Below are 19415 nucleotides of genomic sequence, written 5' to 3' on the forward strand. Positions count from 1 at the left end.
GATTATATGAATTGAATGCCCATCAAGGCCACAGCCGCATTGGGCGAAGCGTTAGATAGGCGTATTTCCAAACGGTTGGTGGTGATGCCTTGCCCCTCGAACAGCACATCTATCATGGCCTGATAGTTATTGGTAATGGTGATATGCGTGTTGGGCGAGGCAATCATCTCAATACCGTCTGCACATTGGGGCATGCGGTTGTCGGCGTGTCCCCATTGAACGGTTTCCATCGGATGGTCGTAATCCACATCGGTAAACAGCTTAATGCCCTTTATCTGCCGTTCGTTTTCCCACGTAAAGGTTAGCGTGGGCTGCTTATCGTGCAAGGCTGCAACCCATGCGTTGGGCTTGTTTACGGGCCGATAGGGCGGCGCAAGCAGGTTTTCGGGAGCGAAACAACGCAAACCGGGCGTTATTTTCATGGCGATGTTGTAGGCCTTTTCGCGCCTTTCGGGACACCAGAACTCAAAACGCTCTACGCCGATGTGGGCAGGCGGTTCTTGTTTGCCCCAGTTGGACACGGCCGGAAGGCACTTGTTGAAGGTTGCCATTACGCCGCTAACGATGCTGTTGCATGCTTGCAGTGCCACATTTTCGTTCTTTATGAAGCACACAAAGGCGTAGCAGTCTGAGGGGATGTGGCATTTAAAGGCTAATGTAACCTCTTGTTCGCCCGCATGCAATGGCAGCTCAAAGGTTTCTAACGTTTGGTCGGGGGTGTGATTAAAGGTCTTGCTGCTGATGCGTAGCTCCACTTGCAGGCTTGTTTCTTGGCCGGCTCGGAGCCAAAGGCTGATGTTGGGCATTGCACCTTTGCTTATCGGGAGCATCTGTGCTGTCGAATGCACCAGTGTTTTCCACTCGCCACTGGGTGGCAGTTGGTCTAAAACCAATGTCGACGATGCCTTGATGGTGGCTGTTTGCAGGGCGTTGTTGGCTATCTGCACATCGGTTTGAGGCAGGTAAACGCCATTGCGCGTGAGCAAGGTTTGCAATTTGGCCATGTGTTGCTCGTCCATCAGCTCGTCTGGCGCGCAATGATGGTGTATGCAATATGCTGCGGCTGTTCCCACGGCTTCGCCACCAGCGGCACAAGTGGCCATCACGCGTGTTGAGGCAAAGGCCACGTGGGTGGCGCTAATGATGCGCCCAGCCAGGAAAAGGTTGTCTAAATGAGGTGTGATGTAACAACGGTAGGGAATGGGGTAGATACCCTTGGCATGCCATTGCGTACAGGCTTTCTTCTCTTTGCTAAACACGCCGTCGGCCGGATGTAGGTCGAGCGACCATCCACCAAAAGCCACAGTATCGGGTTGCATGCGTTGCTCAATGATGTCTTGTTGGGTAAGCATGTAATAGCCCACGAACCGCCTGCTCTCGCGTTTGCCTGGAATGGTGCCGGCCCATTCTAAGGTAAGGTTGCGCGATTCGGGAAAGCGGCCGGAGTTCTTGATGTAGTTCCAAATGCCGTACACCACACTGAGCAGCCGATATTTCACCTCTTCGGTATCTTTAATGGTGTCTAGTCGGCCTCCATATTCAATCCACCAGTATTTGCAGCCTGCTTCTTTGGTTGAGAAATACTCGGGATTGTGTATCTTGTTGATGCTGCTTTCCACTTCGTTGATGCTAAGTGCAAAATGTGGGGGAACGTATTGCACGGGCTTTCCTGCATCTTTAGTGTAGAAGAAGATGGTATGTCCCAGTTTTTCGCCATACGTCTCTTTATTGGGGGCAAACTTCTCGCCAAACTCTTCGGCGTCTTCTGCGCCTTGCCGATAGTGTGCCCCGGCCATGTAGGCCAACAGCCCGTCGCCCGTTGCATCACAAAACAGTTTTGCATGAAAGTGGTAGCGAGTTTCGTTCTGCGGGTTATAGGCCGTTACGCGGGCAATGTTTCGCGGGCCTTTTTTCTCCATGTCGTAGACCACCGTGTTGAGAAACAACGATATGTTCTTTTCGGCTAGTACCTTATCTAATAATACGGTATCGAAGATAACGGGGTTTCCCTCCTTGTTGCGGTAGGTGTTTTCAACCAACAATTCGTTTAGTAGTCCACCTTCTCTTGCCCAACGGTTGTTGTTGCCCATGTGTGATGTTGCGCCTAATACCCATAGGCGTACTTCGCTCGATGCGTTTCCGCCCAGCACAGGTCGGTCTTGCACCAAGGCAACGTGCAGTCCTTGTCGGGCAGCGGCTATGGCGGCGCATACGCCAGCCATGCCGCCACCGGCTACAAGCAGGTCGGCGGCCACGTGTTGCGTGTGTTGTGTGCGCTTATTGTTTTCAAATAGTTCTTCAATCATTGCTAGTTCTTGTTTTCATTGTTTTTTAATGCTCCATGTTAAGGCCGCTCCAATGAGCATAAAGCAAGCCCCAGTGCCTGCAACAAGCATGGTATGTCCCTCGGAGAGCAGTCCTAGCAGAGCGATGGCAAGGCCGATAAAGAATATTCCCAGGCCTATGATGCGCTTGCTGTATGTGTTTTCGCTTTTGGCTTCGGCTTGTGCCTGTGCCGTTAGGGTGTTGCGCTTGGCGTTGTTGGCTTGTTCCCATGCGGCATATTCGGCGTAGCGGTTACTGGTTTTACCGGTCAGTATAAAATAAATCTCGAAGGCTGCGAGCATGATGATGGGCAAGGCGCAGCCGAAAACCATTTCGCCTGTGCGACTAAATGTAAAGCCCGTTAGGGCTGGCACCGCGAACTTGAACAGCGCATTAACCACCAATGTGGTGATGGTGGTGGCCAATATCGTTGAACCCGTTTGCCGGCGCGAGAACAAAGTCCATATAACGGGCAGGTAAAGTGGAACGCCCGTGAGGGCTGCAAGGCTGATTACCACGTTGACAACGCCGCCCATGTGCTGTATGAGCAGGGCTATGAGTATGCTTATAACCCCAAAGGCCACGGTGGAAAGGCGCGCCACAAGCATAAGTCGCCGCTGCGAACTGTGCGGATACAGGCGTTTGTAAAGGTCGTTGGTTACTACGCCCGACGCAATGTTGAGTTTGGAGTTCATCGCACTGGTGGTGGCGAATATCATTCCGCCTATCATCAGCCCTAATATGCCCTTTGGCAACACTTCTTTGCACATCATGAGATAAGCACCTTCGCTCTCCATTACGCCCAAAGAGGGATTAAGCAGGTAGTAGACCATTGGTGGAAGCATCCACAATATGGGGCTAACAAAGTATAAAGCAGCGAAAAACCAACCCACACGCTTGGCATCGGTGGTGGTGCGAACGCAAGTGAAGCGTTGCACGTAGGCCCAGTTTCCGCCAAGGAAGATGGCGTTGTAAAGTCCGAATGCGAGGATGAAAAGTAGTGGATATTCGTTGGCGGTGAGTTGGAAGTATCGCTCGGGCAGTTGCGAGAGGAGTGCATGTAGGCCATCAACGCGTTCGAGCGACAGCGGAACCACAATGATGATGGCTGCCATGAGGATGATGAACTGCAAGACATCGGTGGAAACAACGGCCCAAAGTCCGCCTGCCGACACGTAGAGTATGCAGAATGCGCCCAAGAGAATGATGCAGAGGTTGAGGTCGAGGCCAGTAGATACCTCTACAATCTTGGCTACGGGATAGAGAAAAGACGCCGTAAGGAAGAGTGAGATGAAGAGAAACAGAAAGGTATAGGTTTTCTGAACATGTACGCCTAAACGTTTGTCGATGTATTCGGCCACGGTGAGCGAGCCTGTTCGGTGCCAACGGGGGGCAATACACGTGCCCACGAGCAGTCCTGCCAAGGCCATTGTCCATTGTATGCTGATCGCAACCCAGCCATGCAGGTAGGCAACAGAGCCCCAAACGACAAAAGTGCCGGCCGAGAAAAAGCTCATGAAGAGCGACAGACCACTGGTTTGCCAAGGAACGGCACCGCCTGCGGCAAAGAAAGAGGTCATGTTCTTGCCTTGTTTGGCAAAGGCCATGCCTGCCGAAAGTACGCCGATGGTGAGCAAAGCCACCATAATGAAGTCGAGTAGGGTCATAACGATAGGTTGAATCGTTTTAGGTTTGAAAATTACAAAGACAAAGTTACGGCAGGACGTCAACAAATGTTCTGCCGTGATGAAATATCACCGCAAACGTTTGCGGCGTTCCGATGGAAATGTCTGTGTCATGGTGAGCGTTGTCAAGAATACAGTCTAAGAAGTTATCCTGAACTGATGTTTTCAGAAGGGATGATGATTTCCTGCTGTGTGGGTGAGCACCTCTTACGTTGTGGGAGATGCTCTCCGAATCCTCGGGAGATGACCTCCGGACCCTCGGGAGATGATCTCCCGCACATCTTGAGATGGTCAGCCTCTATTCCGCACTGGGTAGAGCACTTTATTTTCCTTCTTTCCTCTTGTCGACCGGAAGTGTCGAATGTCTCACGTTGAGTTTGCCCTCGAGCACGATGGTCTCTACCGGTATGCCAGGCTCTCTCATCTGCTGCAGGAGGCGTAAGGCTGCCGTTCTGCCCAACTCGAAGGTAGGCTGCGACACACTGGTCAGTTCCATAATCCGCCCGATGGGCGATTCGGAGAATCCTGCTACTGCAACATCTTCGGGAATGCGTATTCCACGACGACGCAACTCGAGCATACAGCCGATGGCAATCGGGTCGTTCACGGTAAAAATGGCATCGGGCCGTTGTCGCAGACTCATCAAATAGTCTATTCCGGCCTTGGCTCTGTCTTGCTGAATGCCGACGTGCATCACCAGACTGTCACGAACGGGAAGATGATAGGTCTCGAGTGCGTCGAGATAGCCCTGCAATCGTTCTTTTGTCACAGCGAGATGCTCGTTCCCGGCCAAGTGGGCGATATGGCGGTATCCACATTTTATGAGGTGTTCTACCACCTTGAAGGCCCACTTCCTGTCGTCGAGAATCACCTGTGTGGCCCGGAGATCGGGCAAAACGCGGTTCACAAAGACGATGGGCATGCCTTCCGCTATCAAACGCGTGTAGAGATCGATGTTGCGGGCGTCCTTAGTCACCGACACAATCAGCCCCTCTACCATGCTCGACTCGAGCATCTCGATGTTGCGACGCTCAAGTGTGGACGATTCATTCGACTGACAAATCAACACCTGATAGCCCTGCGCGTTGAACACTTCTTGGATACCGATGATGATTTCGGGGAAGAAAAACGTGATGAACTCAGGCACCACGACACCAATCATATTGTTGCGCCGTTTCAGCAGATTGCGAGCGTGAATGTTGGGCTTATAATTCAGTTCGCGAGCCTTGTTCATCACCAAGTTGCGCGTATGCTCACTGATCTCGTGGCTACCATTGAGCGAACGCGATACCGTGGCAACCGAGATGCCGAGTGCCTGAGCTATATCTTTGATGGTGGGTTTGCGGACCGACATAAGCGTAAGAATTTCCGAATTTATAGATGACCTTGAAGGCAGGTTTTCAACTGTTCGTAGGAGCGTTGGGGGTCGAACGATTGGATGAACCGGTGTCCGGTATGCGCAATACGGTGGCGTAGCGCATCGTCTTCGATCAACCGACAAACGTTGACAGCCAGCGCATCAGCATCGCCAACCGGAGAGATGAGAGCCGTTTTGCCCTGTCGGGCCATCTCGAGATAGCCCCGATTGTCGGTACAAGCCACGGCACAACCGCACAACATGGCTTCTCCCAGGGTCAATCCCCAGCCTTCCACCTTACTGGCTCCCACGTAAATGGCGGCAGAATTATAAAGTTGGTTGAGCAATGCCCGCTCCGGACAGCGATGATAGGTGCATCCCGGTGGCAGAGCGGGTGGTGGATAAACGCCGAAGAAGCTCACCTGGAGTGTTGGAACATGTTCGCGCACGCGCTGAAGAGCGGCAAAGAGTGTGGGCAAGTCTTTGCGTGGATCTTCGTGATAAAGGCAAACCAGATGCTGTGCCGTGCGTTCTTCTACGGGTATCGATAGGCGAAACGCTTCCGCATCGAACCCATTGGGCACGTAAATAGCCTTCTCGCCGCAATCTTCCACGATCTTTTGGAGCCAGCGAGAAATGACAAACTTCTTCATCGGGAGATGATAACTCTCGATGACCTGTGCGTCGGTGTAAGCCCAGTTCTCAAAATCCTGAATCAAATAGAAAAGGTTTTCTCCTTTCTTTGCCCGTTTGTTGCGGTGCAAAGAGAGAGCCGTCTCGATGGCGGTAGCCACTACCGCAGCTTTTTTGTCCAATCGACAGGCATCCAACCGCCACACCCAGCGTTCGCGGATGCGACTATCCAGTGGAAACCAGCGGGTTTTATACTGCCTCGTCAGGCGTTTATAAAAGAAGTTGAGCCCATAGAGCAGCGTGTGTACGAGGTCGAAACGACGATGGTCGTTGATTCGCGGATAGACCAGTTCGACGGAAATGCCGTCGGCAGCGAGCTTGTTGGCATACTCGAAAACCACTTTAAAGCCACCCACGGGCACTGTTCCGCGTCCGGGCAGCAGGAAAATCACTTTCTTCAAGATGTTGATGTTGAATGTATTACTTGCAAAGATACGCAATCTCCCTCACAGTTCCGACCGATGATATACAAAAAGGCCCATATCCTTTTGTCCTCGCGGATGAAGATATGGGCAGAGAATTAGAGAGTTAGATAAAGTATTAAGTTAAATGTCTATATCCAAACCCACTCCCAACACTTTGTTGGTGCGTGTGAAGCGGTCGGTATTTTGTAGTTCGGTTTGCACGAGCGGCTGTTTTCGAGTGACGATCTGCTGAGTGTAAGCCTTGTCGAAATGCTCGTAGTTGGTCCAGAAATAAGCAACGTTCAGTTTCATATTCTTGGCCAAACGCACTTGTGCTCCGAAGCCGATAGAGTAGCTACTGGTGACGAAACTCATGTCCGTGAGATACGAGCCATCACCTAAGCTGTAGTGCGTTCTTTGTCCTCCCGCGCTCAACATGATGTTCGGTGTGACATCCCATTCCACTCCGGCGAGAAATTCCTGTGTGTTTCCACCGAGAAGTTTCTGTTTGTCGTTGGCCATTCGGGCACTTTTGTCGAAGTAATAGTGGTAAGAACCCATCACGCGCAGATTGTCGAGAATGGAGTATTGCGTTCCGACGGTCCAAAGTCCGGGCAGATCGCTGGGCGTATTCACGCCATGCTTGAACAGGCCGGTATCGTCTACTTTCGTATCGTTCTCGATATTGAGGTGCGTATTGAACTCAACGCGTGTGCCAAAATTCCATTTCCCCACCTTATAATCCAGTCCGACGATGGGCGTTACGCCCCATCCCGTTTGGGTGCATTCCAAGTGCCGATCTTTCACCTGTCCTTGTTGCGCTGTCATAGCCTGAGCACCAGCGGTGGCCTGAGCAGCTCCGGCTTGATATCGGGCTTTCAATGTGGCATTGGTTTCTTTCTCGGCGAGAGCCGTTAAGGCAGCAGCCTGCGTATTAAGTTGTGCTGCACGCGCGCCGAAATAGTCGAAGAGCACCTCATTTCGCCCTGCGATGTTCGCCGTGATGCCGGTGATGCTTCCCGTGTACTTATTATATACGTAGTTGAAACGCATTCCGGCGTAGGCGGCCAGATGGTCGTTGAACCGATAGGTAGTTCCGAGTTGCAGTCCGAAGATATACTGCTGACCTTTGAGATAGCTGTTCACCGAGTAGGCTGGTGTAGAACTGGTCAGTCCAGCAGTAGCCAACGAAGCAGGGATGAGGGCGATTTGCCGTTCGAAAGATCCGAGTCCGTCGTTGAAACTGGCCTTTCCGCCGCCTCCAATCAAGCCGAATCCTACTTGGAATCCCCATTTCTCGTAGTTCAGCGCGCCTTGGAACGAAGGCAGAATGGGCACCGATGCTTTTCCCACAAAGGTTTTTACTCCATTGGCATCGCCGCCATTGAGTTTGAACGGTTCGTAGAACGGTGTGGCATTAGCTGCCGGAACCTTCACACCGCTCTCAATGGTGCGGGTTTGATAGGCATTTTGGAAGTTGAACGACAGATGCCATCCTTTCTCCAAAAACGCCACTCCGGCAGGGTTGCTATACACACCATCGATGGCAATCACACCGTCGCGGGCGAAGTTGCGGTTAAAGGCGATGTTCTGATTTGTGTTGGTCAGCAATCCGCCAGCGAAGGCAGGACTGCACGTTAAGCCTAACACTGCGGTCGTGATGACCGTTTTCAAAGAGCGATTTTTAAAATTGCGATTCATTTTGTTGGTTGCAAAGTTATTATAATTGTTCTATTGTTCAGTAAAAGTCTATCTGTATTTAACGTAAATTAGAGATAGACACCTTATAAAAGGTGTCATCGTGGCACTCATCCTTTCTTCAGTTCCGGATAAGAAATGCGGGTGTGATAGATGGATTTGAGTCTTTCCAGCATCACGGCCTTGGCCACGGCAATATCGCGGAACGTGATGGGGCATTCTTTAAAGTGGCCTTCCTCGAGCTGAGTGTTCACCAATTTCTCGATGAGTGCACTGATGTTCTCTTCCGTATACTCGGAAAGCGAACGCGAAGCAGCCTCGACCGTGTCGGCCATCATCAAGATGGCCTGTTCGCGGGTGAAGGGATCGGGACCAGGATAAGAGAAATCGCGGATGTCTACGTCCTCGTCGGGATGTTCGTTTTTATAGTTGATGTAGAAATACTTGGCTACGCCCGTGCCATGATGGGTGAGAATGAACTCGCGGATGATAGGAGGTAAATTTTCTTTCTCGGCCATTTTCACGCCCTCGGTCACGTGTTCGATGATGATGCGTGCGCTTTCTTTGTAGGGCAAGCCCTTGTGTGGGTTGACGCCGGCTTGGTTTTCGGTGAAGAACACGGGGTTTTTCATCTTGCCGATGTCGTGATAGAGCGCGCCGGTGCGTACCAAAAGACTATCTGCCCCGATGCGATTGGCAATCTCGGCGGCCAGATTTCCCACCATAATTGAGTGTTGAAAGGTGCCCGGAGCCACTTCGCTCATTTTTCTGAGCAGTCCCTTGTTGGTGTTAGAGAGTTCGAAGAGCGTCACATTAGACGTAAAACCGAAAGTGCGTTCGATGACATACATCAGCGGATAGGCCAGCAACAGCAGCACGCCGTTCACCGCAAAATGAGTGTACATACTGGCATCGAAGTTGTCGATGTCGCCCGTCTGCATGAGCTGCAACGAGAAGAACACCAGAGCATTGGCCAGTGTTACGAAGAGGGCGGTCTTGAAAAGCTGCGCCCGCCCGCTCAGATCGCTCAGCGAATAGATCGCCACCAGTCCGCTTACCAGTTGAATAATGATGAACTCGTACTGATATTTCACGGCGATGGCACAGATCAACATCGTCACCACATGAGTGGTGAAAGCCGTTCGCGAGTCCATAAACACGCGGATAAACATCGGTCCGATGGCAAAGGGGATGATATACACGCTGAGAATGCTGTGTTCCATGAAGAGCGAAACCAGCAACGGATAGACCGTGATCATGACATAGAGCATCACCGCGCTGCGCCATTTATAGAAATAATGTGGACGGAACAGCACCACATAGCAGGTAAAGAGCAAGAGCAGAGTCAGCACAAAGATGGTTTGACCCAGGATGGTGAGTTTCATTTCGCCTTTCGACACATTGCGCCGGGCCAGTTCCTTCTCTAAGGAAGAGAGCACACGATAGGTGTAATCGCTGACAATCTCGCCCCGGTCGACGATTTTTTGTCCCGTAAGCACCATTCCGCTGGCCAACGGAATACTGCCCAAGAGGTCGTTGAGTTCGGTGTTGCTTCGATCCCTGTCATAGGTCATGTTAGGCTGAATGTAGCCCACCACGTCCGTTTGTTGAAGGAGTATGCGATATTCGGCCAGCACCTCGTCTTTCAACAGTTGTTCGTAGGCCCCCATCGTGCTGTAGATGCAGTTGATGGGGATGCTTTGCACTCGCTTTCCGCTGATCACCCGCACCATATTAGCCGAGTCTTTGGCCATCTTGTTGTACTGCGGCGTGCTGATGATTCCGGCCTGATAGAGCCGGTGCAACCGATCTATCAGGGTGTGCATGCCCCCCTTTGACAGACCAGGAATGCCGTTGGGAAAATCTTTCCTGAGCTGTTCGATCTGTTGCTTCTCCACTTCCTTGTCGTAGTTGTAGTAGGGTTGGAAGAGCTGCAACATCGAGTCCTGCTCCTTTTTGATCACCTCGTCGGTTTTATACACCGGAAAGTCGAACTTCGCTATCAGTGAGCCATACATCCAAGGCTTATCCACATCGTAGCGCATCTGTGGTGCACTGTTGCGCGGAAGTCCGCCCACCACCACAAACAGAGATACCAAGACAAACCCCACCAACCACAAACTGCGGTGCAGGGTGCGTCCTTTGGCGATACTGATTTTATCCATTCCTTTCCCGATTAACGTTATTTATCGGGCGCGAAAATACGAAAAAAGAGGCAGACACCGAAGAAAACCCCTCACTTTTACCCCCTTTCTCTTTGAGGAGAGCAGGGTAGGAGTAGAGGAATAGGGAGAGAAACAGCAAACCGTGAGCAGAAGAGTCGTGCGTGAGTTCAAGCAACCCGGCAAGCCCTATGCGGTTGTTTGTGCAAAAATAGTCGAGGCTTATCTCGAGCGTCGTCAACGTCTGATTGCTAAGAGGTTACGAAGAACGTTTTAAAAGCTAAGAAAACGAGGTGCAAAAGCTAAGAGATGACACTTCAAAAACTAAGGAAATGGAGCGTAAAAGCTAAGAGATCGGAATGAGGTGGTGTAACAAGCTCATGATCAAGCATAAACGAAGGTGGAGCGGAAGATGAGAAAAAGAGAGGGAAAGGACTTCTGATTGTCGATTTTTATGTATACTTTTGTCGATGAAACCAATATTTATACACAGATGAAAGAAAGAGACAGTCGAATTGAAACGCTGAAAATGTTGATTTCGAGCAAAGAGATGAGCAGTCAGGAGGAACTTTTGAAGGCTCTCTCCGCCGAGGGGTTCCACATCACGCAGGCCACGCTGAGCCGAGATTTAAAGCAACTCAAAGTGGCAAAGGCAGCCACGATGAATGGCAAATACATTTATGTGTTGCCCAATGAAACGATGTATCGACGCGTGCCTTCGCCCCGCACGGCACGCGAGATGCTGCAGACGTCGGGTTTTCTCTCGGTGAATTTTTCGGGAAACATGGGAGTGATCAAAACCAAACCCGGCTATGCCAGTTCGATAGCCTACAACATAGATAACGGAAACATCGATGCCATTCTGGGAACCATCGCCGGTAACGATACCATTCTCATCGTTACGCGCGAGAATTGCACCCGAGAGGAGATTTTTCAGGGGTTACAAGAGGTGATTGCCAAGATGTAATGGCGCGGGATGCGCTGAAAAAAGGGAAAACACAAAGCGGGCTTGCACACATCGGGATGGGCTGTGCGGTAAATTTGTTAATAACGCTAAAACCCACTTAACACGAAAGCCTAAATAGAGAATACAGAGGATTTTTGCATATTTTTGTGACGATTTTTAAATTTAGCAATACAATTATGGAAGAATCAATAAAGGCTATCGGGCAGCGACTCAAGGGGCTGCGCGAGGTGTTGAACATCCCGGCAGAGGAGGTGGCCGACCTTTGCGGCATCTCTTTGGAGCATTATCTGAAGATGGAAGACGGCACGGCCGACCCTTCTGTCTACCGACTGGCCAAGATTTCGAAACGTTATGGCATCGACCTCGACGTGCTGCTCTTCGGCGAGGAGCCGCGCATGAGTGCCTATTATCTCACCCGAAAGGGCAGCGGACTGGGCGTGGAACGGGGCAATGACTATAAATATGAGAGTCTGGCCAGCGGCTTTCGCGGTCGGAAAGTAGAGCCGTTCCTGGCCTATGTAGACCCGTTGCCCGACGGAAAGAAGTATAGCAAAAACACGCACAGCGGGCAGGAATTCGACTATATCTTAGAGGGCGAGCTGGAATTGACGCTCGGCGAGAAGGTGCTCGTGCTGAAAGCAGGCGATAGCATTTACTTCGATGCCTCGCAACCCCACCGCATGCAGGCCCTGGGAGGTAAGACGGTGAAGTTTTTATGTGTAATCGTTTGAAAGGGAAAACACGCATGATAGAAAGGTTTTTAAAGCAGACGTCGTTCGTTTCGACGGAAGATTATCGAGATAATTTAGAGTTTATTGTTCCCGAAAACTTCAATTTCGCCTACGACGTGATGGATGTCTGGGCAGCGGAAAAACCCGAGAAGACGGCCCTGATCTGGACCAACGACGAGGGAGAGGAGCGTTTTTTCTCTTTCGCCGACCTCAAAGCGGAAACCGACCGGGCCGCGGCCTACTTTCTCTCACTGGGCATTGGGCGGGGCGACTGTGTGATGCTGATTCTCAAAAGGCGATATGAGTGGTGGATTTCGATGCTGGCTCTGCATAAGATCGGGGCCGTTGCGATTCCTGCTACGCACATGCTCACTACGCACGACATCGTCTATCGCAACACGAGTGCCGGCATCAAGGCCATTGTCTGCGTGGGCGAGGAGTATGTTTTGACGCAGGTGCAGGGGGCTATGCCCGAGAGTAAGACGGTGGAAGTGCTGGTGAGCATCGGTCCGATGGTGCCCGAGGGTTTTCACGACTGGCACAAAGAGATAGCTGCCGCACCGCCTTTTGTGCGGCCCGAGCCTACGAGCAACGACGATATGATGCTGATGTACTTCACCAGCGGTACGAGCGGAGAACCCAAAATGGTGGCACACGATTTTCTTTATCCCATCGGACATATTCCTACAGGCGTTTTCTGGCACAATCTCAACGAGGAGAGCATCCATCTCACCGTGGCCGACACGGGCTGGGGGAAGGCTGTTTGGGGGAAACTCTATGGGCAGTGGTTTGCCGGGGCGGCCGTGTTTGTGTTTGATCACGAAAAGTTTGCGGCCGATAAAATCCTCCGATGCATCGAGAAATACCGCATCACGTCGTTCTGCGCACCGCCGACGGTTTATCGGTTTCTCATCCACGAAGATTTCAATCGTTACGATCTTTCCTCGCTACAATATTGCACCACGGCCGGAGAAGCACTCAATGCTGCCGTGTATCGCAAATTTTTCGAGCGCACAGGCATCCGACTCATGGAAGGTTTCGGGCAGACCGAGACTTGTATGACCCTCGGAACGATGCCCTGGATGGAACCTAAACCAGGGTCGATGGGTATGCCCAATGCACAGTATGACATCGATTTGGTACGCCCGGATGGCACCTCTTGCGAGGACGGAGAGAAGGGGCAGATTGTTGTTCGCATCGGTAAGAGCAAACCTTTGGGACTCTTCAAGGAGTATTATCGCGACGAAGCACTCACCCGTCAGGCCTGGCACGACGGCGTGTATTATACCGGCGACATCGCCTGGCGCGACGAAGATGGATATTACTGGTTTGTGGGAAGAGCCGACGATGTGATCAAAAGCAGTGGCTATCGCATCGGTCCGTTTGAAGTGGAGAGTGCGCTCATGACACATCCCGCCGTGGTGGAATGTGCCATTACGGGTGTTCCCGACGATATTCGCGGCATGGTGGTGAAGGCAACCGTGGTGCTGCACGACCAATGGAAGCCTCAAGCGGGCGACCAATTGGTACGCGAGCTCCAGGAACACGTCAAACACGAGACGGCTCCCTATAAGTATCCACGCATCGTTGAGTTTGTCGACGAATTGCCCAAAACCATCAGCGGGAAAATCAGACGCGTCGAAATCAGAGAAAAAGATAGAAAGAATTGATTCCTAAGAATAGGGAATGGATCATTAAGAATTGCGTATCGACCATTATCATGGTCAATTCTCATAGATCAATTAAAAAAAAGCGGGCTCCGGTTTTCACAAACCAGAGCCCGCTATCTTCTATGAGAAGTCGAATAGATGAAATGATTTTTTTACTTAACAGTGGCAAATTCCACTACTTAACAGTGACAAAACTTGTTACTTAACAGTGACGGTGATAACACCGGTTTTCTTGTCTTTGTCGGTCACGGTGATGGTCGTTGTTCCCGCTTTCACGCCGGTGATAGTGACGATCTTATCTTTCACTGTGGCTGTGGCAGTTTTGGCATCTTTAGAAACAACGGTATAAGGAGCCGTTCCGCTCTTCACTTCTACGTTAACGGTTTTCTTTGTGTCTACAGAAACCGCCTCCTTGTCGAACGAGAGAACCGATGCAGCATCTTTGACCACGATACTCAGGCTCGCCATCTTTTTGTTCTTGTCGGTGACGGTCAGCGTAGCTTGTCCTTTTTTCACGCCCGTCACAGTGACAACATCCTTGGTTACAACAGCCGTTGCTGTCTTTGCGTCGGAGGTTTGGGCAGTGTAGGGAGCCACTCCGCCACCTACTCTCACATCCGTTTTCTTGCCTTCAACCACCTCAATGCTGCTTTTGTCGAACTTGAGCTGGCTTACCACCGGCTTGTTGTCGTCTTTACTGCACGAGAAAAACATCATTGAAGAAAGGCAACATAGGCCCATTGTCATAGATTTAAACAGAGTTACTGTCTTCATTTTGTTGATTTTTGAGTTAAACTTATTGTTGATATTCACCCCTATAAACGCAGAATCACAGGAACTTGCACGGTAGTGGTGTTAAAAAAAGTAATATTCGGAGAGTCGCTATATAATTAATGTATAGAGAAAAGTTTTGAAGATGCACTTTCGATGCCTTTGAGAAAGTATTTTCTATCTTCGCCGTAGAAACCCAATCGTAAGAAACAGATATGAAAACCATCGACCAACGGCTCGACGCCCTTCGCGAACGGATGCGCCGAGAACATCTCGCGGCATTCATCTTTCCCAGTACCGACCCACACAGCGGCGAATATGTGCCCGACCATTGGAAAGGGCGCGAGTGGATTTCGGGCTTCAGTGGATCGGCAGGCACGGCTGTCGTCACGCAGACTGCCGCCGCTCTGTGGACAGACTCTCGCTATTTCATTGCCGCCGAAGAACAATTGACCGGCACAGAGTTTCGCCTCATGAAGCAGCGAATGGCCGGTACGCCCTCCATTGCCCAGTGGCTGGCAGAAGAACTGCGCGAGAGCGACAGCACCGAAGTGGGACTCGATGGAATGACCAACACCTACCAGGAGGTGTGCGAACTGAAACAGGATCTTCGGAAGCGGGGCGGATTCACTGTCAGAACCAACTTCGACCCTCTCGAAACACTATGGAAAGACCGCCCCGAGATTCCTACCCGGCCTGTAGAAATGCAACCGATAGAACTCTCCGGCGAAGAAACACGTTCCAAACTCAAGAGAATTCGTCAAGCCTTGCGCAGCCTTCATGCCGATGGAACCCTCCTTTCTACTCTCGACGACATTGCCTGGACTCTCAATCTGCGAGGTTGCGACGTGCATTGTAATCCTGTCTTCGTGGCCTATCTGCTCATTTCATCCCATCGCACGACGTTATATATAAATAAGGTGAAGCTCTCGGCCGAGATCTTGTCTTATCTAACGGAGCAAGGAGTGGATGTCGACGATTACGAAAATGTGGCCGACGGACTTCGGCATTATAGCGAATATAACATCCTGATCGATCCCACCGCCACCTGTTATACCCTTGCTCGGCAAGTGGCTTGTCAGGAAGTGATATTCGAAACATCACCCGTGGCCGAGATGAAAGCTGTGAAAAACGAGGCCGAGATACGTGGCTTCCGCCAGGCGATGCTTAAAGATGGCATTGCGATGGTTAAGTTTCTGCGGTGGCTTCAGCCGGCAGTTAAGGCTGGAGGACAGACCGAAAGGACACTCGACGAGAAACTCACGTCGCTGCGTGCCAGTCAACCGCTCTTCCGAGGGGTCTCATTTGACACCATCGTGGGCTACGAAGCCCATGGTGCTATCGTGCATTACGAAGCTACTGCCGAGACGGATGCGGTTGTAGAGCCTCGCGGATGGGTGCTCATCGACAGCGGAGCACAGTATGAAGACGGTACGACCGACATCACACGGACCATCGCCTTGGGCCCGATTACCGATGAGCAGCGGCGTGTCTATACGCTGGTTCTGAAAGGATTTCTGCAATTGGCGATGTGCAAATTTCCAGACGGTACCACCGGAACGCAACTCGACATCCTGGCAAGGCAGGCTTTGTGGCGCGAGGGTTTGAACTATTTTCATGGTACCGGCCATGGTGTCGGTGCCTATCTCAACGTGCATGAAGGACCGCAACAGGTGCGAATGGAGTGGCGACCGGCTGCTTTTCATGCCGGTATGACCATCACGGACGAACCCGGCGTTTATCTTCCGGGGCGTTTCGGCGTGCGTATCGAAAACACATTGCTCACCATTCCCGGGAAGACAACCGAGTTTGGTGCATTCCTTGAGTTCGATTCGCTTACCCTGTGTCCCATCGACACCACGCCCATTATCGTCTCTCTGCTCAGCGACGACGAATTGGCGTTCTTCAATCACTATCATCGCCGAGTGGAGGAGGTTCTTTCTCCACACCTCGAACCGGAAGAACAAGTCTGGCTAAAAGAAGCCACGAAGCCGTTGACGCGATGAGAGCGGGAAGTAGAGGCAGATGGTGCCGTTGATAAAAGCAAGCTGCCACGACCACATCTTCTTGGTGGAAAATCGATTCTTAAAGAGAACTTGAAACGCATTTTCCTTACTTTTGTAAGGTAGAGTGCGTTTTTCTGTTGACTTTTTATTACTTTTGCACTTTATGAAAAAATGAGTTCTGTCGGTATCTGGGACAGACTCTGGTTGAACAGTAATAACTGTCGTTATAGAAAATGAAGAAGAAAGAAACGCTTTTGGTTGCCTTCCTGGTTGCGGGTATTTCCATTCCCGCCTTGTCAAGTACGTTCGGATTGCTCGAGCAGTCGTGGTTCTTGCGTAAGAAGAAGAGAGAGGTTCCGGCTCCGTCGGCCTATCATAAGCTCACGGGCCGTGACACACTGGCTTTGCAAGGACTGATGAACGTCATCAAGAAAGACGATCAATATTATCTTGAGATACCGAAACAACTGCTCGGCAGGCAGTTCTTGGTATCGAATAAACTGCTCCAGGTGCCGGCCGAACTGAACGAAGCTGGTGTGAACAAAGGTATTAACTACGAGAATAAAACTATTGTCTTGGAATGGGAACGCCAACTCGGTCGGCTCAATATTCGCGAACAACGCCCCACGCCCGAAGTGATGGAAGGACAGGCGATGGCTCTTTCGGTGCGCGATAATTATATTAATCCGCTCATAGCCAGTCTGAAAGTGGAGGGAGTGAGTCGAGATTCGGCTTCGGTGGTGGTGAAAGTCACCGACCTCTTCAACGGTAAGGACAATAGTCTGAACGATGTTTTTAATCTCATCAACCTCGGTACAAGTGCCAATAGCGAACTCTCGCGCATCCTGAGTATGAAGGCTTACGAGGGAAACGTGGCGGCCACGTCGGAGCTGACCACAGTAGTACACGAGGGAAAGAGTAAGACTCATATTACGGTGGTGGTGAGCTCGTCGCTCATTCTGCTGCCCGAGCATCCCATGGCGGGTAGAGTAGAGAGTCAGCGAGTGGGCTATTTCACTACGCCTCGTTTGCAGTATGGCGACGATCAGCCCGAGGTGACCACTCGAAACTACATCACCCGTTGGCGATTGGAGCCTATCGACACCGCGGCCTATCTGCGTGGCGAACTGGTTGAGCCACGTCAGCCCATCACTTTTTATATCGACCGCACTGTTCCTCGCAATCTGCGTCCCTATATTGAACGTGGTATTCTGGATTGGAACCGCGCCTTCGAGCGGGCCGGCTTTAAGAATGCCGTTCAGGTGAAGGCGTATACCGACAGTATGGCGGCCGAGGGTGACGACGTGAAATACTCCGTCCTGACGTACGATGCCTCTGAGAAAGCCAACGCCATGGGGCCTTCTGTTATCGATCCGCGTACGGGTGAGATTCTCAAAGCTGATGTTATCTGGTGGCATAACGTGCGGTCGTTGCTCAAGGAGTGGTTGATGGTGCAGACCTCTGCCTACGACCCGGCCGCGCGCCAACCCGTTCTACCCGACAGTCTCATCGGAGCCGCCGCGCGTTTTGTGGCCTGCCACGAGGTGGGACACTCGCTGGGACTGCGGCACAACATGCGTGCCTCTGACGCTTACCCCACTGATTCGCTGCGTTCTCCCCACTTCACCCGTCGCATGGGTGGGACCTCGGCCTCTATCATGGATTATGCGCGTTTCAACTACGTGGCACAACCCGGTGACGGCGTGAAGGTTACGACTCCTGCCATTGGCCCTTACGACCTCATGGCCATAGAATGGGGTTATCGTTGGTTCCCCAATGAAGAGCAAGCCGATCAACCTCTCTTTACATTTTTGCAAAAACATCAGAGTAGAGAATATCGCTACAGTGAGGCGCAAAACCAGCGGACGGCCATCGATCCACGCGCCTTGAGCGAGGACTTGGGTGATGATGCGATGCGATCGGCCCGATATGGTATCGCTAACCTTAAACGTATCGTGCCCAACATCGTGAAATGGACGACGACGGGCCGACCGGGTCAAACCTATGATGATGCCTCGCGTCTCTACGCCGCCATCATCTTCCAATGGAGTCTCTACGCTTATCACGTGCTGGCCAACGTGGGTGGCATGTACATCGAGAACACTACTGTGGGTGATGGGCAGCGAACCTTCAGCTTCGTGCCCCGCGAACGGCAGGAACGAGCTGTGCAATTCCTGATGGATGAGGTGCTCAGTGCTCAACCCTGGCTCTTCGCCGCGCCCCTCACGCAATATACCTACATCAATCGTCGCACTCCGGTGGGTGTGCAAGAGATGTCGCCAGCCTATTCGCTCACCAATCAGCAGAGCTACATTCTGTGGGATTTGTTGGATAACAACCGACTGGTACGCATGCTCGAGAACGAGCGACAGAATGGTTCTGCACAGGCCTTCACCGCCATCGAACTCGTCGACCGGCTCCACCGTCACATCTTCCGCTCCACTATCGCCGGTCGTAACCCCGACATTGCCGAACGCAGTTTGCAGAAAAACTTTGTCGATGCCCTCATCACCGCAGCTGCTGAGCAAGAGGGTGTCAAGCTAAATAAAAAACTTGCTGCCGGGTCTGTCTCACGATACGGCACCTCAGCCAACGAGCCCTGCACGCTGTTCCATCCCCGCGAGCTGAGCAGTGCGTCGCGCATCATCGAGCTTACCGGCAGTCAGGCTACCCGTGTGAGCGATGCCATTAGCGTAAAACGCGGCGAACTACTTCGCATTCTCCAACTGCTGCGCTCGCGTCTGACCACAGCCAATACCGCTGCCCGCCTGCACTACGAAGATGTGTCGCTTCGCATCCAAACCGCTCTGGGGTTGCGCAAGTAAAGAAAGGGAACGTAGGCTCATAGAATAAAGAATGGGCAACACGGCCTACGAGACGACTAAAACCGGCAAAAGAAATGGATAAAACGGTCTATGAGATGGGAAAATGAGTCTGAAATAAGTT

General features: G+C 51.6%; 12 protein-coding genes. 5 read left to right on the plus strand and 7 right to left on the minus strand.

Going from position 1 to position 19415, the window contains the following annotated elements:
• Window positions 1-2: 2 nt before the first annotated feature.
• The 6 genes from J5A66_RS01425 to J5A66_RS01450 form a co-directional block, all read right to left on the minus strand.
• Window positions 3-2306 carry an FAD-dependent oxidoreductase gene (locus tag J5A66_RS01425; protein WP_211790719.1) on the minus strand — a complete coding sequence of 768 codons (2304 nt, stop codon included), beginning with the start codon at window positions 2304-2306 and terminating at the stop codon, window positions 3-5.
• A 15-nt stretch (window positions 2307-2321) separates the two neighbouring features.
• Entirely contained in the window at window positions 2322-3992 is a 1671-nt protein-coding gene (locus tag J5A66_RS01430) for a sodium:solute symporter family protein (RefSeq protein WP_211790720.1), read from the minus strand.
• A 340-nt stretch (window positions 3993-4332) separates the two neighbouring features.
• Window positions 4333-5364 (minus strand): LacI family DNA-binding transcriptional regulator, encoded by a 1032-nt coding sequence (locus J5A66_RS01435; protein WP_211790721.1) that lies wholly within the window; start codon window positions 5362-5364, stop codon window positions 4333-4335.
• Between the two features lie 20 nt (window positions 5365-5384).
• Window positions 5385-6452, minus strand: a complete 1068-nt coding sequence (locus J5A66_RS01440; protein WP_249110038.1) for a glycosyltransferase family 4 protein — start codon at window positions 6450-6452, stop codon at window positions 5385-5387.
• A 153-nt stretch (window positions 6453-6605) separates the two neighbouring features.
• Window positions 6606-8165 (minus strand): hypothetical protein, encoded by a 1560-nt coding sequence (locus J5A66_RS01445; protein ID WP_249109996.1) that lies wholly within the window; start codon window positions 8163-8165, stop codon window positions 6606-6608.
• Between the two features lie 107 nt (window positions 8166-8272).
• Window positions 8273-10327: an HD family phosphohydrolase gene (locus J5A66_RS01450; protein WP_211790722.1), complete on the minus strand. Its 2055-nt coding sequence runs from the start codon at window positions 10325-10327 to the stop codon at window positions 8273-8275.
• A 490-nt stretch (window positions 10328-10817) separates the two neighbouring features.
• Between J5A66_RS01450 and argR the strand changes: the two genes are divergently transcribed.
• From argR to J5A66_RS01465, 3 genes are all read left to right on the plus strand, one after another.
• Complete coding sequence (gene argR / locus J5A66_RS01455) at window positions 10818-11291, plus strand: arginine repressor (protein ID WP_211790723.1); 474 nt, start codon at window positions 10818-10820, stop codon at window positions 11289-11291.
• 176 nt (window positions 11292-11467) lie between these two features.
• Window positions 11468-12022 (plus strand): helix-turn-helix domain-containing protein, encoded by a 555-nt coding sequence (locus J5A66_RS01460; protein WP_211790724.1) that lies wholly within the window; start codon window positions 11468-11470, stop codon window positions 12020-12022.
• Between the two features lie 14 nt (window positions 12023-12036).
• Entirely contained in the window at window positions 12037-13692 is a 1656-nt protein-coding gene (locus tag J5A66_RS01465; protein ID WP_211790725.1) for an AMP-binding protein, read from the plus strand.
• A 198-nt stretch (window positions 13693-13890) separates the two neighbouring features.
• Here the strand turns inward: J5A66_RS01465 and J5A66_RS01470 are convergent, their stop codons facing one another.
• Window positions 13891-14466, minus strand: a complete 576-nt coding sequence (locus tag J5A66_RS01470; RefSeq protein WP_211790726.1) for a pilus assembly protein N-terminal domain-containing protein — start codon at window positions 14464-14466, stop codon at window positions 13891-13893.
• 212 nt (window positions 14467-14678) lie between these two features.
• Here J5A66_RS01470 and J5A66_RS01475 point away from each other — a divergent pair, with 212 nt between their 5' ends.
• Both J5A66_RS01475 and J5A66_RS01480 read left to right on the plus strand, forming a co-directional pair.
• Window positions 14679-16469 (plus strand): aminopeptidase P family protein, encoded by a 1791-nt coding sequence (locus tag J5A66_RS01475; protein ID WP_211790727.1) that lies wholly within the window; start codon window positions 14679-14681, stop codon window positions 16467-16469.
• Between the two features lie 233 nt (window positions 16470-16702).
• Window positions 16703-19294 (plus strand): zinc-dependent metalloprotease, encoded by a 2592-nt coding sequence (locus J5A66_RS01480; protein ID WP_211790728.1) that lies wholly within the window; start codon window positions 16703-16705, stop codon window positions 19292-19294.
• Window positions 19295-19415 lie beyond the last annotated feature (121 nt).

This window comes from Prevotella sp. oral taxon 475 (assembly GCF_018127805.1).
In the GTDB taxonomy this organism is placed as follows: domain Bacteria; phylum Bacteroidota; class Bacteroidia; order Bacteroidales; family Bacteroidaceae; genus Prevotella.

Bases quoted from the DNA above. Each gene is read 5' to 3' on its own strand.
- J5A66_RS01425 (WP_211790719.1), bottom strand. From the start codon at position 2,306: ATGATTGAAGAACTATTTGAAAACAATAAGCGCACACAACACACGCAA.
- J5A66_RS01430 (WP_211790720.1), bottom strand. From the start codon at position 3,992: ATGACCCTACTCGACTTCATTATGGTGGCTTTGCTCACCATCGGCGTA.
- J5A66_RS01435 (WP_211790721.1), bottom strand. From the start codon at position 5,364: ATGTCGGTCCGCAAACCCACCATCAAAGATATAGCTCAGGCACTCGGC.
- J5A66_RS01445 (WP_249109996.1), bottom strand. From the start codon at position 8,165: ATGAATCGCAATTTTAAAAATCGCTCTTTGAAAACGGTCATCACGACC.
- J5A66_RS01450 (WP_211790722.1), bottom strand. From the start codon at position 10,327: ATGGATAAAATCAGTATCGCCAAAGGACGCACCCTGCACCGCAGTTTG.
- argR (WP_211790723.1), top strand. From the start codon at position 10,818: ATGAAAGAAAGAGACAGTCGAATTGAAACGCTGAAAATGTTGATTTCG.
- J5A66_RS01460 (WP_211790724.1), top strand. From the start codon at position 11,468: ATGGAAGAATCAATAAAGGCTATCGGGCAGCGACTCAAGGGGCTGCGC.
- J5A66_RS01465 (WP_211790725.1), top strand. From the start codon at position 12,037: ATGATAGAAAGGTTTTTAAAGCAGACGTCGTTCGTTTCGACGGAAGAT.
- J5A66_RS01470 (WP_211790726.1), bottom strand. From the start codon at position 14,466: ATGAAGACAGTAACTCTGTTTAAATCTATGACAATGGGCCTATGTTGC.
- J5A66_RS01475 (WP_211790727.1), top strand. From the start codon at position 14,679: ATGAAAACCATCGACCAACGGCTCGACGCCCTTCGCGAACGGATGCGC.
- J5A66_RS01480 (WP_211790728.1), top strand. From the start codon at position 16,703: ATGAAGAAGAAAGAAACGCTTTTGGTTGCCTTCCTGGTTGCGGGTATT.